Annotated in this window: 13 protein-coding genes and 2 pseudogenes; 7 read left to right on the forward strand and 8 right to left on the reverse strand. The window is 73.1% G+C overall.

All coding sequences use genetic code 11. The annotated features are described in order from the left end of the window. Window positions 1-53 precede the first annotated feature (53 nt). Window positions 54-1,061: a cation diffusion facilitator family transporter gene (locus tag ACYVF7_RS12390; protein WP_460339023.1), complete on the forward strand. Its 1,008-nt coding sequence runs from the start codon at window positions 54-56 to the stop codon at window positions 1,059-1,061. Between the two features lie 74 nt (window positions 1,062-1,135). On the opposite strand, the gene paaE is transcribed toward ACYVF7_RS12390, so the two are convergent. From paaE to paaZ, 6 genes are all read right to left on the reverse strand, one after another. Beyond that, window positions 1,136-2,224, reverse strand: a complete 1,089-nt coding sequence (paaE, locus tag ACYVF7_RS12395; protein WP_460339025.1) for a 1,2-phenylacetyl-CoA epoxidase subunit PaaE — start codon at window positions 2,222-2,224, stop codon at window positions 1,136-1,138. 1 nt (window position 2,225) lies between these two features. Then, window positions 2,226-2,729 (reverse strand): 1,2-phenylacetyl-CoA epoxidase subunit PaaD, encoded by a 504-nt coding sequence (paaD, locus tag ACYVF7_RS12400; protein ID WP_460339027.1) that lies wholly within the window; start codon window positions 2,727-2,729, stop codon window positions 2,226-2,228. After that, window positions 2,723-3,592: a 1,2-phenylacetyl-CoA epoxidase subunit PaaC gene (paaC, locus tag ACYVF7_RS12405; RefSeq protein WP_460339029.1), complete on the reverse strand. Its 870-nt coding sequence runs from the start codon at window positions 3,590-3,592 to the stop codon at window positions 2,723-2,725. Before paaC ends, paaD begins: the two co-directional genes overlap by 7 nt. A gap of 7 nt (window positions 3,593-3,599) precedes the next feature. Further along, the gene (gene paaB / locus ACYVF7_RS12410; RefSeq protein ID WP_305883833.1) at window positions 3,600-3,866 is read right to left on the reverse strand and encodes a 1,2-phenylacetyl-CoA epoxidase subunit PaaB; all 267 of its coding nucleotides are present in this window, start codon (window positions 3,864-3,866) and stop codon (window positions 3,600-3,602) included. 125 nt (window positions 3,867-3,991) lie between these two features. Then, a complete protein-coding gene (paaA, locus tag ACYVF7_RS12415) occupies window positions 3,992-4,930 on the reverse strand; it encodes a 1,2-phenylacetyl-CoA epoxidase subunit PaaA (protein WP_460339031.1) in 939 nt (312 codons plus the stop codon). Beyond that, complete coding sequence (gene paaZ / locus ACYVF7_RS12420) at window positions 4,927-6,963, reverse strand: phenylacetic acid degradation bifunctional protein PaaZ (protein WP_460339033.1); 2,037 nt, start codon at window positions 6,961-6,963, stop codon at window positions 4,927-4,929. The genes paaA and paaZ overlap by 4 nt, the downstream gene beginning before the upstream one ends. A 70-nt stretch (window positions 6,964-7,033) precedes the next feature. On the opposite strand from paaZ, the gene ACYVF7_RS12425 reads away from it, so the two are divergent. After that, the gene (locus ACYVF7_RS12425; RefSeq protein ID WP_460339034.1) at window positions 7,034-7,666 is read left to right on the forward strand and encodes a TetR/AcrR family transcriptional regulator; all 633 of its coding nucleotides are present in this window, start codon (window positions 7,034-7,036) and stop codon (window positions 7,664-7,666) included. A gap of 57 nt (window positions 7,667-7,723) precedes the next feature. Here the strand turns inward: ACYVF7_RS12425 and ACYVF7_RS12430 are convergent, their stop codons facing one another. After that, on the reverse strand, window positions 7,724-8,308 hold the full coding sequence (locus tag ACYVF7_RS12430) for a TetR/AcrR family transcriptional regulator (protein WP_460339036.1): 585 nt from the start codon (window positions 8,306-8,308) through the stop codon (window positions 7,724-7,726). A 156-nt stretch (window positions 8,309-8,464) separates the two neighbouring features. Here ACYVF7_RS12430 and ACYVF7_RS12435 point away from each other — a divergent pair, with 156 nt between their 5' ends. Further along, window positions 8,465-9,403 carry an SDR family NAD(P)-dependent oxidoreductase gene (locus ACYVF7_RS12435; protein WP_460339038.1) on the forward strand — a complete coding sequence of 313 codons (939 nt, stop codon included), beginning with the start codon at window positions 8,465-8,467 and terminating at the stop codon, window positions 9,401-9,403. A 353-nt stretch (window positions 9,404-9,756) separates the two neighbouring features. On the opposite strand, the gene ACYVF7_RS12440 is transcribed toward ACYVF7_RS12435, so the two are convergent. Continuing rightward, window positions 9,757-16,410, reverse strand: coding sequence for a tetratricopeptide repeat protein (locus tag ACYVF7_RS12440; RefSeq protein WP_460339039.1), 6,654 nt, complete (start codon window positions 16,408-16,410; stop codon window positions 9,757-9,759). A gap of 331 nt (window positions 16,411-16,741) precedes the next feature. On the opposite strand from ACYVF7_RS12440, the pseudogene ACYVF7_RS12445 reads away from it, so the two are divergent. From ACYVF7_RS12445 to ACYVF7_RS12460, 4 genes and pseudogenes are all read left to right on the forward strand, one after another. Beyond that, window positions 16,742-16,888: pseudogene (locus tag ACYVF7_RS12445) on the forward strand (ArsR/SmtB family transcription factor); the annotation flags it as partial. Between the two features lie 136 nt (window positions 16,889-17,024). Beyond that, on the forward strand, window positions 17,025-17,762 hold the full coding sequence (locus tag ACYVF7_RS12450; RefSeq protein WP_460339041.1) for an HAD family hydrolase: 738 nt from the start codon (window positions 17,025-17,027) through the stop codon (window positions 17,760-17,762). Window positions 17,763-17,808: 46 nt separating this feature from the next. After that, window positions 17,809-17,931 (forward strand): annotated as a pseudogene (locus tag ACYVF7_RS12455) (hypothetical protein); the annotation flags it as partial. Between the two features lie 23 nt (window positions 17,932-17,954). Then, a complete protein-coding gene (locus ACYVF7_RS12460) occupies window positions 17,955-19,268 on the forward strand; it encodes an FGGY-family carbohydrate kinase (RefSeq protein WP_460339043.1) in 1,314 nt (437 codons plus the stop codon). Window positions 19,269-19,296 lie beyond the last annotated feature (28 nt).

Genomic DNA, 19,296 nt, shown 5'->3' on the forward strand with positions numbered 1-19,296 from the left:
TGCGACCTGGCCGCCGCCCATCCCGAACACCACCAGACCGAGGAAGACGTGACATGAGGGCCCATGACGCGCACACCGACCGCCCCGGGCACGCCGCCGGTCACGGTCACGAGGGGCACGCCCACGGCGTCAGCGAGAACGCCGACTCACGCTGGCTGAGCGGGGCGCTCGGCGTGATCGTCGCCTACATGGCGGGCGAGGTGGCCGTCGGTGTGCTGGCGCACTCCCTGGCGCTGATCTCCGACGCGGCGCACATGCTCACCGACGCCGTCTCCATCGTGCTGGCGCTGGTGGCGATGCGACTGGCGGCCAAACCGCCCACGGGCGGGTACACCTACGGTCTCAAGCGCGCCGAGATCCTGTCCGCTCAGGCCAACGGGCTGTCGCTGCTGCTGTTGTCCGCCTGGCTCGCGTACGAGGCGGTCCGCCGGCTGGTCAGCCCGCCGCAGGTGACGGGCGAGCTGGTGCTGGCCACCGCGCTCGTCGGCATCGTCGTCAACGTCGCCGCCGCCTGGATGATCTCCAAGGCCAACCGGACCAGCCTCAACGTCGAAGGCGCGTTCCGGCACATCCTGACCGACCTGTACGCCTTCATCGCCACGGCCGTCGCCGGCCTGGTCATGACGCTCACCGGGTTCGCCCGCGCGGACGCGATCGCCTCCCTGGTCGTGGTCACCTTGATGGTCAAGGCCGGGGTCGGGCTGGTTCACGAGTCCGGGCGGATCTTCCTCGAGGCGGCCCCGGCAGGGATCTCCCCGGACCAGGTGGGCAAGGCCCTGGCCGCCCGGCCCTGCGTCACCGAGGTGCACGACCTGCACATCTGGCAGATCACCTCGGGCATGCCCGCGGCGTCCGCGCACATCCTGGTCGCGCCGGGGGAGGACTGCCACGCCGTACGCGCCGACCTCGAGGCGGTGCTGGCGGAGTCGTACCAGATCACCCACACGACCCTTCAGGTCGATCACAACTCCGACTCGGTGCTGTCGATCGGCTCGCGGCCGGACGAGCACCGCGAGGAGTCCCACGGCCCCGTCCACCGGTCCGAACCGACCGAAGACTAGGGCGCGTCTGGGCGCCGCGCAGCCGAACAGCGGGTTTGTCAGACGCGCCCTGGGTCGCCGCGGTCAAGCGCGCTTCAGGCGTCGTAGTCGAGGCCGACGCGTTCGGACAGCGGCGTGGACTGGCAGGTGAGCACGAAGCCGGCGTCGACCTCGGACTCCTCCAGGGCGAAGTTGCGCCGCATATGGACCTTGCCGTCGGTCACCCTGGCCCGGCAGGTGCCGCAGACGCCGCCCTTGCAGGCGAACGGCAGGTCGGGCCGGACGCGCTGCATCGCGTCCAGCAGCGGCGTGTCGCGGGGCACGGCCGCCGTGGTCGAGCGGCCGTCGAGGAGCAGCGTCACCTCGCTGGTCGCGCCGTCGACCGGGGCTTCTTCGTGACGGACCGGGGTGGGCGGGACGTCGTCGACGAAGAACAACTCCCGGTGCACCCGCTCCGCCGGGACGTCCGTACGGGCGAGCACGGACCGCAGGCTCTCGACCATCGGGTACGGGCCGCAGAGCCACCAGTGCGCCACGTCCCGGGCGGGCGGGAGCAGCGCGGACAGCGCGGTGAACTTCGCGGCGTCCAGCCGCCCGGTGAACAGCTCGGCCTCGAGGGGCTCGCGGGACAGGACGTGGAAGAGTTCGAGGCGGTCGAGGTACCGGTCCTTCAGGTCCGCGAGTTCGTCGGCGAACATCACCGTGTCGGTGCGCCGGTTGGCGTACAGCAGGGTGGCCGTGGCCGCCGGGTCGCGCAGGACGGTGGCGGCGATCGACAGGATCGGCGTGATCCCGGACCCGGCCGCGACGAACACGTGGTGTCCCGCGGTGTCGTCGCCGGGCGTGAACCCGCCGGTGGGCGGGCCGACCTCGATCTCGTCGCCGGGGCGCACGTCCCGTACGAGCCAGGTGGAGAACAGCCCGTCGGGCACCTCCCGTACGCCGACGCGGGGGGCGGCGCCCTCCGGAGCGCAGATGGAGTACGACCGGCGCTCCTCACGGCCGCCGACCGTACGGCGCAGCGTCAGCGACTGGCCCGCGCGGAAGGCGTAGGCGCCTTCGAGCTCCGGCGGGACGTCGAACGTCACCGCCACCGCGTCGGCGCAGAGCCGTTCCACCGAGGCGACCGTCAGGCGGTGGAAGCCGCCGCGCGCCCGGGCCGGCGCCGGTGTGCTCACGGTCAACTCAGATCTCCTTCACGTGCTCGAAGGGTTCGCGGCAGGACCGGCACCGGCGCAGTGCCCGGCAGGCGGTCGGGCCGAACGCCGACGTCTCCTCGGTGTCGGCGGAACCGCAGCGCGGGCACCGGACCGTGCGCACGGTCGGGCCGAGGGCGAGCGGAATCGGTCCCTCCGCGCGCCTCGGCGCGGCGCCGGGAGGGGCGATGCCCGCCTCGGCGAGCTTGCGGTGGCCCTCCGCGCTGATCCAGTCGGTGGTCCACGGCGGATGCAGCGCGGTGCGCACGTCGATCTCGTCGTACCCGGCCGCGCGCAGCGCGCGGATCAGGTCGGCGCGCATGGCGTCCATCGCGGGGCACCCGGAGTACGTCGGCGTGATGGTGACGACGACGCGGCCGTCCTCCTCGGAGACGTCGCGCAGCACGCCGAGGTCGGCGAGCGTCAGCATGGGCAGCTCCGGGTCGGTGACCGTCTCGGCCACCGCCCGCGCGTCCGTCGTCACGGTCACCACGTCGCCTCCGGGTGGGCGCGGGCCACGCTCTGCAGCTCGGCGAGCAGCGGCCCGAGGGCGTCGGTGTGCCGGCCACGCCGCCCGTCCGGGTCCGGCGGCACGTCGGCGGGACGGCGGAGGGTCGCCGCCGTGAACACCTGATCCAGTACGGCGTCGAACTCCACGCGCAGGCCGGCCGGGTCCGCCGCGACGCCGGACCGGGCCAGGCGCTCCTCGGCCTCGTGCGCGGTGAACAGCTCGCCGACCAGCGGCCAGATCCTCTCGAACGCGGCCTGCGTCCGCCGGTGCGACTCGTCGGTGCCGTCGCCGAGGCGTACGGTCCACTGCGCGGCGTGGTCGCGGTGGTAGGCGACCTCCTTGACGCCCTTCGCGGCGATGGCCGCGAGCACGGGGTCGCGCGAGGCGATCAGGCGCTGCAGCAGGGCGAGCCGCCAGGTGGCGAAGACCAGGAGCTGGGCGATGAGGTCGCCGAAGTCGCCGCGCGGGGTCTCCGCGAGCCGTACGTTGGCGAACTCCTCCTCCTCGCGGAAGAAGGCGTAGTGGTCCTCGCCCCGGCCGGTGCCGTCGGCGTGGCCCGCCCGGGCGTACAGCAGCCGGGTCTGGCCGAGGAGGTCCAGCCCGATATTGGCCAGCGCCACCTCCTCCTCCAGGTCGGGGGCGTTCGTGCACCACTCCTGCAGCCGGTGGGACATGATCAGCGCGTCGTCGCCGAGCATGAGGCAGTAGGCGGCCAGGTCGGCGCCGTCGACGTCCGGCGGCACCGTGGTGTCGACGCCGTTCAAGGGATCGGCGAAGCCCGTGCCGAACGCCCAGCGGGCGTCGCCGTCCCCGGTCAGGGCCTCGTAGACGTTGTCGAAGGACACCGTGGCCTCACATGTGCGGGACGTCGTCGGGGATGTCGTAGAAGGTCGGATGCCGGTAGACCTTGTCCGCCGAGGGCGCGAAGAACGGATCCTTCTCGTCCGGGCTGGACGCCGCGATGTGCGACGCCTTGACCACCCAGATGCTCACGCCCTCGTTGCGGCGGGTGTACAGGTCCCGCGCGTTGCGCAGCGCCATCTCGTCGTCCGGCGCGTGCAGCGACCCGACGTGCACGTGGTTGAGCCCGCGCTTCCCGCGCACGAACACCTCGTACAGATCATTCCCTGTCTGATTGCGCTCGCTCCGCGAGCGCGGTGAGCGAGCGCCCAACGCGCCGTCTTCCCTCGTCGCTCTGGTCGCTTCGCTCCCGGCGCTCCTCAGCCCAGACGACGCGCGCTCGCTCATGACTGCCTCCGCTTCGCGGCGTGGGCGGCGGCGGCCTCGCGGACCCATGCGCCCTCCTCATGGGCGCGGCGGCGCCGGGCGACGCGCTCGGCGTTGCACGGGCCGTCGCCGCGCAGCACCCGTTTGAACTCGTCCCAGTCGATCGGGCCGAAGTCGTGGCGGCCGCGCTCGGAGTTCCACTTCAGATCGGGGTCGGGGAGCGTGACGCCGAGCGCCTCGGCCTGCGGCACCGTCATGTCGACGAACCGCTGGCGCAGTTCGTCGTTGGTGTGCCGCTTGACCTTCCAGGCCATCGACTGCGCGGTGTTGGGCGAGTCGGCGTCGGGCGGGCCGAACATCATCAGGCTCGGCCACCACCAGCGGTCGACCGCGTCCTGCACCATCGCCCGCTGGGCGTCGGTGCCGCGCATCATCGTCATCAGCAGCTCGTAGCCCTGCCGCTGATGGAACGACTCCTCCTTGCAGATGCGGATCATCGCCCGGGCGTACGGGCCGTACGAGCTGCGGCACAGCGGCACCTGGTTGCAGATCGCGGCGCCGTCGACCAGCCACCCGATCACGCCGACGTCGGCGTACGTCAGCGTCGGGTAGTTGAAGATCGAGGAGTACTTCTGCCGCCGCTCGATCAGCCGGGTGGTGAGGTCGGCCCGGTCGACGCCCAGGGTCTCGGCGGCGGAGTAGAGGTACAGCCCGTGGCCCGCCTCGTCCTGCACCTTGGCCAGCAGGATCGCCTTGCGCCGCAGCGACGGCGCGCGGGTGATCCAGTCGCCCTCGGGCTGCATGCCGATGATCTCCGAGTGCGCGTGCTGCGCGATCTGGCGGATCATCGTGGCGCGGTAGGCGTCCGGCATCCAGTCGCGGGGCTCGATCCGCTGATCCCGCTCAATGGTGTGCTCGAAGTGCCGCTCCAGGCTCTCCTCAGCGACGGCCGTCATGACTTCTGCTCCTTCGCGACGAGGGTGAGCACGTCGTACTTGGCCACCGACTCCCCGGTCTGGTTGGTGACGTCGGCGTCCCAGCGGACCTCGCCGTAGTCGGCGTTCGCGCGCGGCGTGATCTGCTTGGCGGTGAGCGTCACGGTCAGCTCGTCGCCCGGCTTGACCGGGGTGAGGAACCGGAGGCTCTCCAGGCCGTAGTTGGCCAGGACGGGCCCCGGCTCGGGCGCGACGAACAGCCCGGCGGCCAGCGACACCACGAGGTAGCCGTGGGCGACGATCCCGCCGAACAGCGGGTTCGCCTTGGCGGCCTCCTCGTCGGTGTGGGCGTAGAACGTGTCGCCGGTGAACTCGGCGAAGTGGTCGATGTCCGCCAGTGTCACCGTACGGGGGCCGGCGGTCACCGCGTCGCCGACCCGCAGCTCGGCCAGGGACTTGCGGAACGGGTGCACGCCCTCCGTACGCCTCGGCGCGCCGGGGACCCAGCGGCCGGTCACCGCGCCGAGCGTCTCGGGGTCGGCCTGGACGGCGGTGCGCTGCATGTGGTGCAGCACGCCGCGCAGGCCGCCCATCTCCTCGCCGCCGCCCGCGCGCCCGGGGCCGCCGTGCACGAGGTTCGGCAGCGGCGAGCCGTGCCCGGTCGACTCCTTCGCGTCCTCCCGGTTCAGGACGAGCAGGCGCCCGTGCCACGGCGCGAGGCCGAGCACGACCTCCCGGGCGAACCCGGTGTCGGCGGTGACGACGGAACCGGCGAGGCTGCCACGCCCGCGCGCGGCGAGCTCGATGACCCGCTCGGTCGAGGTGTACGGAAGGAGCGTGGACACCGGCCCGAACGCCTCGACCTCGTGCGGCTCGGCACGGTCGGGGTCGTCGCAGCGCAGCAGCATCGGGGAGACGAACGCGCCGCGATCGGCGTCCGCGCCCACGAGCTCGACGTGATCGGGATCGCCGAAGACCAGGGTGGCCGCGCCGCGCAGCGCCTTGACCGCCCGGCGGACCTCCTCGCGCTGGTCGAGGCTGGCCAGGGCGCCCATCCGTACGTCCTCGCGGGACGGGTCGCCGACGGTGACCTTCGCCAGCCGGTCGCACACCGCCGCCGCGACGTCGTCCATCAGCTCGGCCGGGACGAGGGCCCGCCGGATCGCGGTGCACTTCTGTCCGGCCTTGACGGTCATCTCGGCGACGAGCTGCTTGACGTACAGGTCGAACTCCGGCGTGCCCGGCCGGGCGTCCGGTCCGAGGATCGAGCAGTTCAGCGAGTCGGCCTCGGCGGTGAACCGAGCCGCCTCCCGGACGATCACCGGGTGGGAACGGAGCTTGCGCGCGGTGGCCGCCGAGCCGGTGAATGCGACCAGATCCTGGCCGGTCACGTGGTCGAGCAGGTCGCCGGGCGGGCCGCAGACGAGCTGCACCGAGCCCTCCGGCAGCAGACCGGAGTCGACGATCAGCCGGACCAGGCGCTCGGTGAGGTACGCGGTCTGCTCAGCGGGCTTGATCAGGCTCGGCATCCCGGCGAGGAACGCGGGGGCGAGCTTCTCCAGCGGCCCCCACACCGGGAAGTTGAAGGCGTTGATCTGGATCGCGACGCCGCGCAGCGGAGTGCAGACGTGCTGGCCGACGAACGTGCCGCCCTTGCCGAGCGGCTCGGCCGGGCCGTCCACGTAGACCGTGTCGTTGGGCAGCTCGCGCCGGCCACGGCTCGAGTACGCGAACAGCACGCCGATGCCGCCGTCGACGTCGAAGCGCGAGTCGCCGAGGGTGGCGCCCGTCCGGGCCGACAGCGCGTACAGCTCCTCGCGGTGCTCGCGCAGATGGGAGGCGAGGGCCTTGAGCAGGGCCGCGCGCTGGTGGAACGTCAGCTCGCGCAGCGCCGGCCCGCCGACCCGGCGGCCGTACTCCAGGGCGGCGGCCAGGTCGATCCCTGCCGTGGAGACGCGGGCGATCTCCTCGCCGGTCGCCGCGTCGTGCAGCGGAATGCCCTCGCCCGTCGGCGCCTGCCAGCGGCCGCCGACGTAGCTGTGCAGTGCGGTCATGGAGTCGGCCTCCAGGTGATTCGGGCGATTTACTGACCGAATGGTAGGTAATTCATGTTACCGTGCAGCCATGGCTGAGGGAAGGGGACGACAGGGTGACCGTACGGCGGTGTCCGGGCGGTCCCGCCGCGGCCGGCCCGGCCACGACCGGGAGTCCCTGCTGCGGATCGCCGTCGGCCTGTTCAACGAGCGCGGCTTCGACGGCACGAGCATGGACGACCTCGCCCGCGAGCTGGGCGTCACCAAGGCCGCGATCTACCACCACGTCTCCGGCAAGCAGGAGCTGCTGCGGCTGGCGGTGGACCGCGCCCTCGACGGCCTGTTCGCCCTCGTCGACGAGCTCGACACCGTGCCGGGCCGCGCGGTCGACCGCCTCGAGCACCTCGTCCACGGCAGTGTGACGGTCCTCGTCGATCGGCTGCCGTACGTCACGCTGCTGCTGCGGGTGCGCGGCAACACGCCCGTCGAGCGGGACGCCCTCGAACGGCGGCGGGAGTTCGACCGCATCGTGGCAGGCCTCGTCGCCGAGGCCGTCGCCGACGGCGACCTGCGCGGCGACGTCGACCCGGCCACGACGGCCCGCCTGCTGTTCGGCATGGTCAACTCACTGATCGAGTGGTACCGCCCGGACGGCCACATCGGCGGCCCCGACCTCGCCGACGCCGTCGCGACCGTCGCCTTCGACGGCCTGCGCACCACCTGAGCCGTATGTCAGGGGCCCGGTAGCCGCGGCTCTGCCGGCGGCGGGGCCGTCATCCGATCAGGCGTGGGCGGAGGGGCGGTAGCGGAGGCCGTCCATCAGGAGGTCGAGGGCGCTGCGGGCGCGGTCGCGCCGGTCCGGCTCGCCGGTGGCGAGGGACACTCCGCTGAGGCTGGTGAGAACGGCCATCGGATCGACGTCCGCGCGCAGGGTCCCGGTGGCGGCGCCTGCCTTGAGGAGCGTCTCGATCGCCGTCATCATCCGGGCGCGGCTTTCGGAGAACGGGTTCCCGCCCGAGGCGATGATGGCGTGCAGGGCGTCGCTCATGTGGCGTTTGGTCGCCATGTAGTCGATGAAGCGGTCCATCCAGGCGCGCATCGCCTCGTCCGGCGGCGCGGTGCGGAGAAGGTCCGGTGCGGCGTCGCAGAGGCGTGCGAGCTCGTTGCGGTACGCCGCCTCGGCCAGTGCCTCGCGCGTCGGGAAGTGGCGATAGAGGGTTCCGATGCCGACGCCCGCGTCCTTGGCGATCGCGTCGAGCGTGGCATCCGTTCCCTTCTCGGCGAACGCTCGTACCGCGGCCTCGAGCAGGCGTTCGCGGTTGCGCCGGGCGTCGGCGCGAAGTGGGCGGGGACCGGTGTCCGGCACGGCTCCTCCTCATCCGGGGTGACCAGCCGACTGTCCGGGTTCGGCGGGCGATTTGCAAAGCGGAGGAGGCTCCGCATAATCTCCAACTATCGGAGGGTCCTCCGGTTCGATTCTATCGGAGGACCCTCCGCATCACCGAGGGGAGACCGGACCACCATGAGCACCAACACCCGCGTCACCACACCGTTCACCGCCGAGTCCACGGCCGCCGAGGTCGTGGCCGGCATCGACCTCACCGGCCGCCGCGTCATCGTGACCGGTGGCGCCTCGGGCATCGGCGTCGAGACCGCCCGCGCCCTCGCAGGCGTCGGCGCGGAGGTGACCCTGGCCGTACGGAACGAAGAGGCCGGGCGGCGCACCGCCGAGGACATCATCGAGACCACCGGCAACAAGCAGGTGCTCGTCGCGCCGCTGGACCTGGCCGACCAGGCCTCCGTCGCCGCGTTCGTCGCCGCCTGGGACGGTCCGCTGCACATCCTGGTCAACAACGCGGGCGTGATGGCCTCGCCCGAGACGCGCACGCCGGAGGGCTGGGAGCTGCAGTTCGCGACCAACCACCTCGGTCACTTCGCGCTGGCCACCGGGCTGCACGGGGCGCTCGCCGGAGCGGACGGGGCCCGGGTCGTGTCGGTCAGCTCCAGCGCGCACCTGCGCTCACCGGTCGTCTTCGAGGACATCCACTTCCGGGAGCGCCCGTACGAGCCGTGGGCCGCGTACGGGCAGTCGAAGACGGCCAACGTGCTGTTCGCCGTCGAGGCGACGAGGCGCTGGGCCGACGACGGCATCACCGTCAACGCCCTGATGCCGGGCGGGATCCGCACCAACCTGCAGCGGTACATCACCGACGAGGATCTGGAGCGGCTGCGGGCCCGGTCCGGTGGCCCCATCGTCTGGAAGACGCCCGAGCAGGGGGCCGCCACCTCCGTGCTGGTCGCGACGTCGCCGCTGCTCGACGGCGTCGGCGGCCGCTACTTCGAGGACTGCGAGGAGGCCGGCCCGAACCAGCCCGGCACCCGCAAGGGCTTCGCGCCGTACGCCCTCGACCCCGAGGCGGCCGAGCGCCTCTGGCAGGTCTCGGTCGAGACTCTCGCCTGACGGCTCTCGCCTGACGGGAGACGCGGCCGACCCGCGGTCGGCCGCGTTCCCCTCGGCAGGGCCGCGGTTGTTGCCGGGCGACAGCGGCCGCGGCCCGGACACGAAGCGCGCCTGGACGCTCGGTCAGCGGCGGTGAGCCGGCCCGCGCGAGCAGGAGGCGGCCCTCGCGTTCGCCCGTGGCCGGACGAACGCCGGCGTCAGGCCTCCTCGCCGAGTTCGCCCGGCAGCATCCGTGCCTTCTCGGCGGACCCCGCGTGGTCGGGCGAACGTGGGCGTTAGATCTCCTCGCCGAGTTCGCTCAGCAGCGCCCGTGCCTTCTCGGCGGACCCCGCGCGGCCGGGCGAACGCGGGCATTAGATCTCCTCGCCGAGCTCGCTCAGCAGCACCCGTGCCTTCTCGGCGAACCCCGCGTGGCCTGACTCGACCGCGCGGCGGAGGGAGAGCACCGCTGGCCCGCGGTCGCCGTCCCGGTGCCGGATCTCGCCGAGGCGGTACGCGGCCTCGCCCACCAACGCGGGGTTCTTCGTGCCGGTGGCCAGCGTGAGCTCATAGAACCGCACCGCGGAGTCGCGGTCGCTCAGCCAGTACGCGAGCTCGCCCAGGTGCGCGGCCGCCATGGGCGCCTGGCTGACGTTTCCGGTCCGGCCGCCGGAGTCGATCACCTGCTGGTACCAGCGCAGGGCCTCGGGCCAGTCACGCTCGTCCTTGGCCAGTCCGCCCAGGTACATCTTGGCCAGCACCGAGCCGATCTCGCTCGGTCCGCCGGATACCTGGAGCGCACGCAGGAAGTACTCCCGCGCCCGGCTCGGATCCTCCTTCTGATACGTCCGGCCCATCAGGACGAGGGCCTGGTCGCCGATCCCGGACTCCGTCTCCGGTACGCGTGCCAGCACCTCGCGGGCCTCGGCGAACTCGCCCGCTTCGACAAGCGCGTCCCCGAGGGCGAACAGGGCGACGGGCTCACCGTCCGCCGCGGCGGCGCGGAACGTGCGCAGCGCGCCCTCCTCGTCTCCGTGCTCGCCCTGGATCACGCCGAGCATGCTGTTGAGCAGCGCCCGCGACTCCGGGTCCAGACCGGTCGCGGCGGAGTCGTCGGCGATCAGCCGGGCGACGTTCTCCAGGCCGTCCGTGTCATCCTCGCGACGTAGGAGCGGGACCAGCCGTCCGGCCGCGACCAGCCGTACCTCGGCGTCGGGGTGGTCGGCGTACCGCTCGTACACCTCCCGCGCCCTCGCCGGCTCACCCGCGGCGACGAACAGGTCGGCCACCTCGATCCGCTGCCGGGGGTCGAGGTCCACGAACTCGGCCGCGCCGTACACGTACATCGCGGCGCTCACGCGGTCCCCGGCCTCGGCGCACTCGGTGGCGCGCCGGCGCACCACGTCCACCGCCTCGCGCACGTCGCCCGCCTGGGCGGCCAGGGCAAGCGCCCGCACGGCCTCGGCGTGTCTCCCCTCGGCGAAGGCCTTGTTGGCGACGACGAACAGGTTGCCGGCCGCCGCCTCGACCAGCTCGGCCGGCGCGTCCCCGCCGTCCGCCTCCACCTCGATGGCGGCCACGCGGCCGAAGGCCTCGGCCGAGGCACCGAGGTCTCCGTCCTCGAACGCCCAGGCGCCGAGGATGCTGCCGGCCCGGGCGCGCACCGCCGGGTCGGAGGCGTCGGCCGCGCGCTCCATCTCGGCGTGGGCCTGCGGGCCCTCACCCCGGTCGCGCAGCGTACGGGCCAGGCTGACACGGATGCGCGGGGTGACGTCCTCGTGGCCGACGTCGATGCCCCGCCGGTACAGCCGGATCGCCGCGTCGGCGTCGCCGCGGTCCAGCCGGGAGTCGCCCCACAGCCAGTAGCCGACCGCCGTCGTCTCCGGGTCGCCACTGGTCACCGCGCGCTGGGCGGTCTCCACGACCCCGTCATGATCTTCGGCCTCGGACAGCGTCAGAATCAGGCTGCGCAGCGGGACCAGCGCGGCCGGGTGATCGACGTCGGAGCCCTTTCGGTAGGCCGCGAGGGCTGCGCCCATGTCCTCCTCGTAGTAGCGGTGGATGTCCCCGATGTCGTCGTAGGCCGTGGCCACCTCCGCCGGGTCGCCGTACTCGACGACCAGCTCGAGCATCGCGCGGGCCTGGGCGGGGTCGGTGTCCATCGTCTCGCGGGCGGTGCGGATGACCTGCCGTCCGGCGGCGCCCGCGGCCGGGGTGCCGCTCCGGTTGCTCATCAGCCAGCGCATCGAGTCGATGCCGTCCGGCCCGTCAGATCCGCCGTAATCCTCCGCGAGCGCGAACAGCCCGGCGCGCAGGCGTTCGAGGCCGTCGTCCTCGTGCGCGGGCGGCTCCGCGTGACCGGCCTGTTCGGGCCCACCGACCTGTTCCACGTCGCCGATCTGTTCCACGTCGCCGGCCGGCTGCGGGGCGTCGGCCGGTTGCGAGCCGCCGACGGGTTGCGGGTCGCCGGCCTGTTCGAGCTCACCGGCCGGCTGCGGTTCATCGACCGGCTGCGGCTCGCCGACCGGCTGCGGCTCGCCGACCGGCTGCGGCCCGCCGGCCCGTTCGGGCTCGCCGGCATGCTTCTCGACGCGATCGGGGTTCGGCGCGGCGGCGCCGGACGGCCGGGAGGTCTCCGGCTCGGTGTTCTCGCCCGTGGGGACGGGCGGCTCCTGCCCGGCGGCGCGTGCCGCGATCTCGAGAGCGCGGTCGTTCTCACCGGCCGCGTTGAGCAGCGCGACGAGCTGCATCGTGGCCGCGAGACGGACGCGCGGATCCTCGGAGGCGGCGAGCGGCTCCAGGATCGCCCGGGCCTCGGCGGAGGCGTCGTGCTCGGTGAGTAGTTCGGCGAGTTCCACCAGCAGGCGGGGGTCGCAGTCCGGCGGGAACGCGGCGGCGCCCTTGTAGTAGGTGCGTGCGGCGTCCAGGTCGCCGTTCTCGGCGGCCGCGGTCGCCTGCTCCTTGGCGATCCGCCGGGCGCCATCGGGCGCCGCGACCGCCGCCAGGTGCAGCGCGCGAACGGCCACGGCGTGGTCGCCGGCCTGGTTGGCCTGGTAGGCGACGGAGGCCAGATTGTTCAGCACTCCGTCGCGATAGTCCTCATCCGCGGTCGCGATCCGGGTCCCGGCGGCCACGGCGACTCCGAGCGCTTCGGCGGCGCCCGCGAGCCGTCCCTCGTCGGCCAGCCAGACCCCCAGGTGGCCGCCCGCGAACAGCGCGAGCTCCGGGTCGTCGCAGGACAGCACCTCCTCCAGCGCCCGATACGCCGCCGCCGTCTCGCCGAGCTCCCGCAGCACCTTGCCGAGCTCCAGCCGGAGGTGCGGGACGGCGTCCGGCTCGGCGGTCTCGATCGCCGCGCGGTACCGAGCCGCGGCCTCCTTCAGGTCGCCACGGGCCTTGGCCAGGTCGCCGAGCGTCCAGACACCGATGGTGACCGTCTCCGGATCGCCGCTGTCCTCCGCGCGCCGCGCGGCGGCCTCGGCCGCGCCGTATTCCTCACTCATGACCAGCAGGCCGAGCAGCCGCCGCAGGCAGGAGAGCGCGCCCGGATGGTCGACGTTCGAGCCCCGCCGCAGCACGTCCACCGCGGCGTCGATGTCACCGGCGAGGTCGTACGCGTGACCGAGGTTGTCGCACACGATGGCCACCTGCTCGGGGCCGCCGAACTCCAGCACCAGCTCCGCCAGTTCGGCGGCGCCGTCCGTTCCGCCGCGCAGCCGGTCCAGGACGGCGGTGAGGACGAGGCCAGCCGCCCGTTCGGCATGCTCCGTGCCCGCCGCTCGCTCGACCAGCGATCGCGCGGTCACGGTCTCCCCTTCCACCAGCGCGACGTGCAGTTCGGCGAGCATCGGCGTGCCGTACTCCTCGGCGAACAGCGTCAGCGCGCCCGCCCGGTCGTTCTCGCGCAGTCGCAGCAACGCGCGTTCGCGGGGACTCGCCGTGCCGAGACGTTCCTTGGCCGGGATTCGGATGCCCGGGTCGGCCGACGCGGCGGCCCGCTCGTACGCGGTGCGCGCGCCTTCGGCGTCGCCGGACTCGGTCAGATAGCCGCCGAGCTCGTACGCCACGGTCGCGATGCTCTCCTCGGCATCCACGCCCGCCTCCGCCAGCCGCTCGAAGGCGGCGATGGCGCGCCGGGCGACCTCGGCGGCCCGCGCGGCCTCGCCCTTGCCGGCGAGCAGGCGGGCGAGCATGACGCCTGCGGTCGCGCCGACTTCGCCGCCTGCGGTCGCGGTGACCTCGCCGTCCGCGTCGCCGATCGCCGCCTCGTAGTGCGCGGCGGCGGCGTCGAGATCACCGTGGGCGTCGAGTGCCGTCCCGATCACCAGGTCCACGTGGGGGCCGTCGCCGACCTCCTCCACCTGCAGCGTCCGGGCCTCGGCCGCCCGGCCGGCGGAGACCAGCACCTGGGTCAGGCGATCGATGAGCCCGGGGCGGTCCTCGTCGTCGAAGTCCATCAGGTCGAGCGCCCGCCGGTACGCCGCGGCGGCGCCGTCGAGGTCGCCGAGGTCGCGCCGCGCCGCGGCCAGCCACGAGGCGGCGGGCCCGGCCCAGCGCTCGTCGTCGCCCGCCGCGGCGTGGGCCCACGCTTCGGCGGCACCCGCGCGATCGCCCGCGTCGTTGCGGAGCACGCCGAGGAAGCTCGCGGCCTCCTGAACGCCGTCGGGGGGACCACCCGTGACCGCCAACGACAGGGCGGCGTCGGTGGCCGCAGTGTCCCCGGCCCGCTGCCAGGCGTGCGCGGACTCCAGGATGAGCCGGGTGGTCATGAACGCCCGGTGATCGTCGCCGCGCCCGCGTACGGCGCCCAGCGCGGCCGCGGCACCCGAGAAGTCGCGGTCGAGCAGCCGCCGGGCGAACTCACCGTCCTCGGCGACCTCCGGATGATCCGCGGGAACCCGTGCGAAGGCGGCGCGCGCGGCGTCGAAGTCGTCCAGGCGCACCCGGGTGAAGCCGAGCAGCCAGGCGCTGCGCGGCGCCTGGAGCCGGTCGCCGCGGGCCACGATCCGTTCGTGCACCTCGGCCGCGCCGGCCAGGTCGTTCCGTCCCTCCAGGATCTGGAGCAGCTTCGCCTCGGCCTCGGAACGCAGGCCCGGATGCCCCGAATCGGCGACCGCCTCGTAGGCGCTCAGCGCGTCCTCGAGGTCACCCGGCCGGTCGCGTCCTTCGAGAGCGACGGCGAGCGCGTGGCACACCCATGGCGCCAGCGCGGCATGTCCCTCGGCGCGGGCGCGGCGCAGCAGTTCGATCACCTCGTCGGTCTCCTCGTCGGGGCGGACGATCCAGGAGAGAACGGAGGCGTGGGAGAGCGCGAACGGATCACCGGCCGCCGCGGCCTCGTCGAGCAGCTCGACGCACTGGGAGCGGGGCACCCCGAACGACACGTACACCTGCGCCAGCATGCTCTTGCCCAGCGCGGCCACGGCCGGATCGGCGTGCCCGGCGCACTCCTGGTGGCGCGCGACGCCCGCCTCGCGGCCGAGCCGCTGGTAGTCGACGATGGCGGTGAGCACCGGATGCTCCGCGCCGGCGCCTCCGCCGGAGGCGATCAGCTGCCGGTCGACCGCGGCGGCGAAACCCTCCGCGAAGGCCGCGCCGTCGGCGACGTGCTCGAGCAGTTCGTCGGCCTGCTCGGGGTCACCCGCCCCCACCTCGAGCAGCGCCAGCATGCGCGAGGCGCGCTCGGACGGGCCCGCGATCTCCGCGTCCGTCACCCGCCGCAGCAGAGCACGGGCCGCGTGCGGGTCACCGCCGCGCAGCCGTTCGAGCGCGGCGTCGCAGTCGTCCACGGCCTGTTCGAGCTCCTCGTCCGGCCCCCGGACGGCCGCTTCGGTCTGCGTCAGGATCAGCCGGGCCTGGAAGGCCACGTCCGGGTCGTCGAGCTCGGCCGCCTGGCCCAGCAGCGTGAGGATCTCCTCTCGCCGGGGGTCGTCGTCCGGCAGTCCGTGCAGCAGCGTTCCGAGGAAGTGGACGGCGCCCAGGTGGAAGCCGGAGTCGCTCGCGAGGACCACCCGCCAGCAGGCGACGGCCTGCTCGACCTCGCCCGCCTCGGCGTACACCTGCCCGAGGCAGGCCCGCGCCTCCACGGCGAACCGCGGATGGCCGGACTCGACCACGCGCCACAGGATGGCCCGGGCCCCCTCCTCGTCACCGAGTTCCCGAGTGAACTTCGACTCCTGGATGAGCGCGTCGAGCCGGATCTCCGGGCGATGGTCCTCGGCGGCGCGCCGATACGCCTCCCGGGCCTCCCCGTACTCTCCGAGGTCGAACAGCGCCGCGCCGAGCAGCTTCTCCGCCATGCCGCGCTCGGCCGGACCACCGACCGCGATCGCGTGCTCCATCACCCGGCGGCATTCCCCGAACTCGCCTCGGTCGGCGTAGATCGTGTACAGCCGGAAGGCCGCCTGTGAGCACAGCTCCGGGATACCGTGGGACAGCATCGCGGTCAGCCCGGTCACGATGACCTCGTGGTCGGCCTCGCCCTCGTCCAGGAGAGCGGCGATCGCCTCGTACGCCGCCCAGGCCTGGCGTTCACGCTCGCCGCCGTCCTCCGGCCACTGGGCGACCTCGAGTCCCTCCGTGAGCTCGGCGACGTCCGGGCCCTCGCCGCCCCTGACCCGTTCCAGCGTCTCCGCCGACCCGGTCAGGTCGCCCAGCATGCGCAGGACGCGGACCAGGAGGATGTCGGCCATCACCGCGATCTCGGCGTCGGCGCCGGAGGAGGCGATCCGCAACGGCCGGTGGGCGAGCGCCCACTGCTCCGCGTCCGTCAGCATCATGCCGAGGGCGATCGCGGAGCGCTGCGCGAACACCGGATGCCCGGTGGAGATCACCGACCGGTGGGCGGCCCGCGCGCCGTCCAGATCACCGCGTTCTTGGAGGAGACGCCCAAGAGTATGCGACGCCTCGGGGACGACGGTGTCGTCGCCCGAGACCACGATCTCCCGTAGCAGCGCCGTGGCGCCGTTCAGGTCGCCTTCCTGCCATTTGTCGATCGCCATCTGGAAGCCGTCGGCCGACGAAGACATGCCTGACCCCTGTTTCGAAACCCCGGTGATGATCTTTTCGTGTTGGTTACGGAACGTACACGATCATGAACGGGATTTTGGGTATTTCGCATGGTTGACGCGGTCGCGCATCGCGTGTGGCGCCGTGGGCGGCCGCGATCATTTCGCGGCCGCCCACGGCTGGCTGATCAGGTATTCGAAAATCCGAGCGAGGCCAGCCGTCAGGACATCGACCGCCCACCGGCGAATCCGCATCGAGCGCACCCCGTTTTCGCCATCGTGACCAACCACAGCAACTCAACACCCTCCAGCGACCGCTATCTAACATCACGGATCCCCTAAGGAACCCTCCGAGCCTCAGGTCTCCCGGCATCTCAAGCGCCTACGCCAGGTCGGCCTGGTCACCTCCCGCCGGGAGGGCCGCATGATCTACCACCGCCTGCATGCCCAGCTGCTCCTGAGCCTGGGCTCCGACATACTGACCACGCTCATGCGCTGACGGCGAGCGCCCCCGGACCTGCCCACGTCCGCGACCCGACGGGTACCCCTTCCCGAGGATGGCCACCCGGCCTCTGGCGACCCGCGGCCACCGGACGGATCCGATCTTCGAGGGCTGCCGTCGATAGGATGTCGGCATGCGGTCGGTGCGGGCGGTCTTCTTCGATCTCGACGCGACGCTCGTCGACTACGACCGCGCCGCCTGGACGGCGACGGTGCGCCGGGTCTGCGCCGAGCTGGAGACGGACCTTCCGGAGCTCCGCTCAGACCGCCTGTTCGACGCGTACACCCATGCCTATGCCGCCCATCTGCGGGCGACGGAGGCGACCATCGCGCGTTCGCCCAGCGGAGCCTCGGACGCTCGTTCCATCTGGAAGGAGCTCTGGCAGCGGGCGCTCGCCGAGTGCGGGCACGAGAGCGACGCTCTGGCCGGACGCGCGCTCGACCTCTATGTACGCGACCGGAATCTCAGTTACCGGCTGTTCGACGACGTGACGGACGTCCTCGCCGCCCTGCGGGAGCGCGTCGGCACGCTGGCCGTCGTCACCAACGGCCCGGTCGACGCCCAGCGGGACAAGCTGGCGGCGACAGGGCTCGACCGCCACTTCGACCTGATCGTCGTGTCCGCCGAGGTCGGCGTCGCCAAGCCGGACAAGGCGATCTTCGACCTCGCGACCCGCCGGTTGGGCGTCGAACCGCGGTCCGTGTGGCATGTCGGCGACAACCTCACCACCGATGTCGGCGGTGCCCGGAACGCACGGCTGGGCGCCGGCGTCTGGCTCAACCGGGCCGGTGCGGCGCGTGGTGTCGACGACCCGTTCCCGGGGCATGAGATCGCGTCACTGCGCGAGCTGCCGGCCTTGGTGGACCAATAGTGATCGTCGAGGCTTTTCGGCACCGGGACCACACCGGAGGACGGGCATGACGTATCTGGGTGTCGACGTGGGCACGTCCGGGACCAAGGGCGTGCTGGTCGAGGAGGACGGGACGGTGCTCGCCAGCGCCGTGCGCCCGCACGCGGTGGAGCGTCCCGGCCCGGGGCACGTCGAGATGGACGCCCGGATCTGGTGGGAGGAGTTCGTCTCGATCGCCCGCGAGCTGGCCGCGCCGGCGACCCGGTCACCGCCGTCGGCGTCAGCGGCATGGGACCGTGCGTGCTCCTGGCCGACGAGGCGGACACGCCGCTGCGCCCGGCGATCCTGTACGGCGTCGACACCCGCGCCACCGCGCAGATCGCCCGCCTCGACGCGGAGCTGGGCCGCGAGGACGTCCTGCGGCGCTGCGGCTCCGTGCTGTCCACGCAGGCGGTCGGCCCGAAGATCGCCTGGGTCGCCGAGCACGAGCCGGAGGTCGCGGCGCGGGCGCGGCGGCTGTACCTGCCCGCGTCCTATCTGGCGAACCGGCTGACCGGCGCGTACGTCCTCGACCATCACTCGGCGAGCCAGGCCGTGCCGCTGTACGACTCCGTCGCGCGGGAGTGGTACCAGCCGTGGGCCGAGCGCGTCGCGCCCGGGATCGACCTGCCGCCGCTGCGCTGGCCCGGCGACGTCGCCGGGCAGGTCACCGCCGACGCGGCGGCCGCGACCGGCCTGCCGGCCGGGATCCCGGTGATCACCGGCACGATCGACGCGTGGTCGGAGGCGCTCAGCGTGGGCGCGCAGGGCGTCGGCGACCTCATGCTGATGTACGGCAGCACGATGTTCCTCATCAACACCGTGCCCGACCGGCTGCTCGTCCCCGAGCTGTGGAGCACCGTCGGCGCGCTGCCGGGCACCCGAAACCTCGCCGGCGGGATGGCGACCTCCGGGATGATCACCGAGTGGCTGCGGGAACTGTTCGGCTCCCCGGACCACGCCACCCTGCTCGCCGAGGCCGAGGCGTCCGGTCCTGGTGCGCGCGGCCTGCTGATGCTGCCGTACTTCGCCGGCGAACGGACCCCGATCGCCGACCCGCACGCGCGCGGCGTGATCGCGGGACTGACCGTCGAGCACACGCGTGGCGATCTGTACCGTGCCGCCCTGGAGGCGACGGCGTTCGGCGTCCGCCACAACGTGGAGGCGATGCGCGCGGCGGGCGGCGACGTCCGCCGGATCGTCGCGGTCGGCGGCGGCACGCGCGGCGGCCTGTGGACCCGCGTCGTCTCCGACGTCACCGGGCTGGAGCAGGAGATCCGGGCCGTCACGATCGGGGCGTGCTACGGCGCGGCGTTCCTCGCCGCGAGCGCGGTCGCCGCGCCCTCGATCGACGACTGGAATCCGGTACGCGAGCGGGTCGAGCCGGACCCGGCCGTCCGGCCTCGGTACGACCGGCTGTACGAGCAGTACCAGCGGCTCTATCCGGCGACCCGCGACATCGCCCACGCCCTCGCCTCGTCCTCTTGACGATATGCAGCGGATTGTCGGCGGACTG

It is taken from the genome of Actinoallomurus acanthiterrae (genome assembly GCF_054775715.1).

Bases quoted from the DNA above. Each gene is read 5' to 3' on its own strand.
- ACYVF7_RS12390 (WP_460339023.1), top strand. From the start codon at position 54: ATGAGGGCCCATGACGCGCACACCGACCGCCCCGGGCACGCCGCCGGT.
- paaA (WP_460339031.1), bottom strand. From the start codon at position 4,930: ATGACGGCCGTCGCTGAGGAGAGCCTGGAGCGGCACTTCGAGCACACC.
- paaZ (WP_460339033.1), bottom strand. From the start codon at position 6,963: ATGACCGCACTGCACAGCTACGTCGGCGGCCGCTGGCAGGCGCCGACG.
- ACYVF7_RS12425 (WP_460339034.1), top strand. From the start codon at position 7,034: ATGGCTGAGGGAAGGGGACGACAGGGTGACCGTACGGCGGTGTCCGGG.
- ACYVF7_RS12435 (WP_460339038.1), top strand. From the start codon at position 8,465: ATGAGCACCAACACCCGCGTCACCACACCGTTCACCGCCGAGTCCACG.
- ACYVF7_RS12440 (WP_460339039.1), bottom strand. From the start codon at position 16,410: ATGTCTTCGTCGGCCGACGGCTTCCAGATGGCGATCGACAAATGGCAG.
- ACYVF7_RS12450 (WP_460339041.1), top strand. From the start codon at position 17,025: ATGCGGTCGGTGCGGGCGGTCTTCTTCGATCTCGACGCGACGCTCGTC.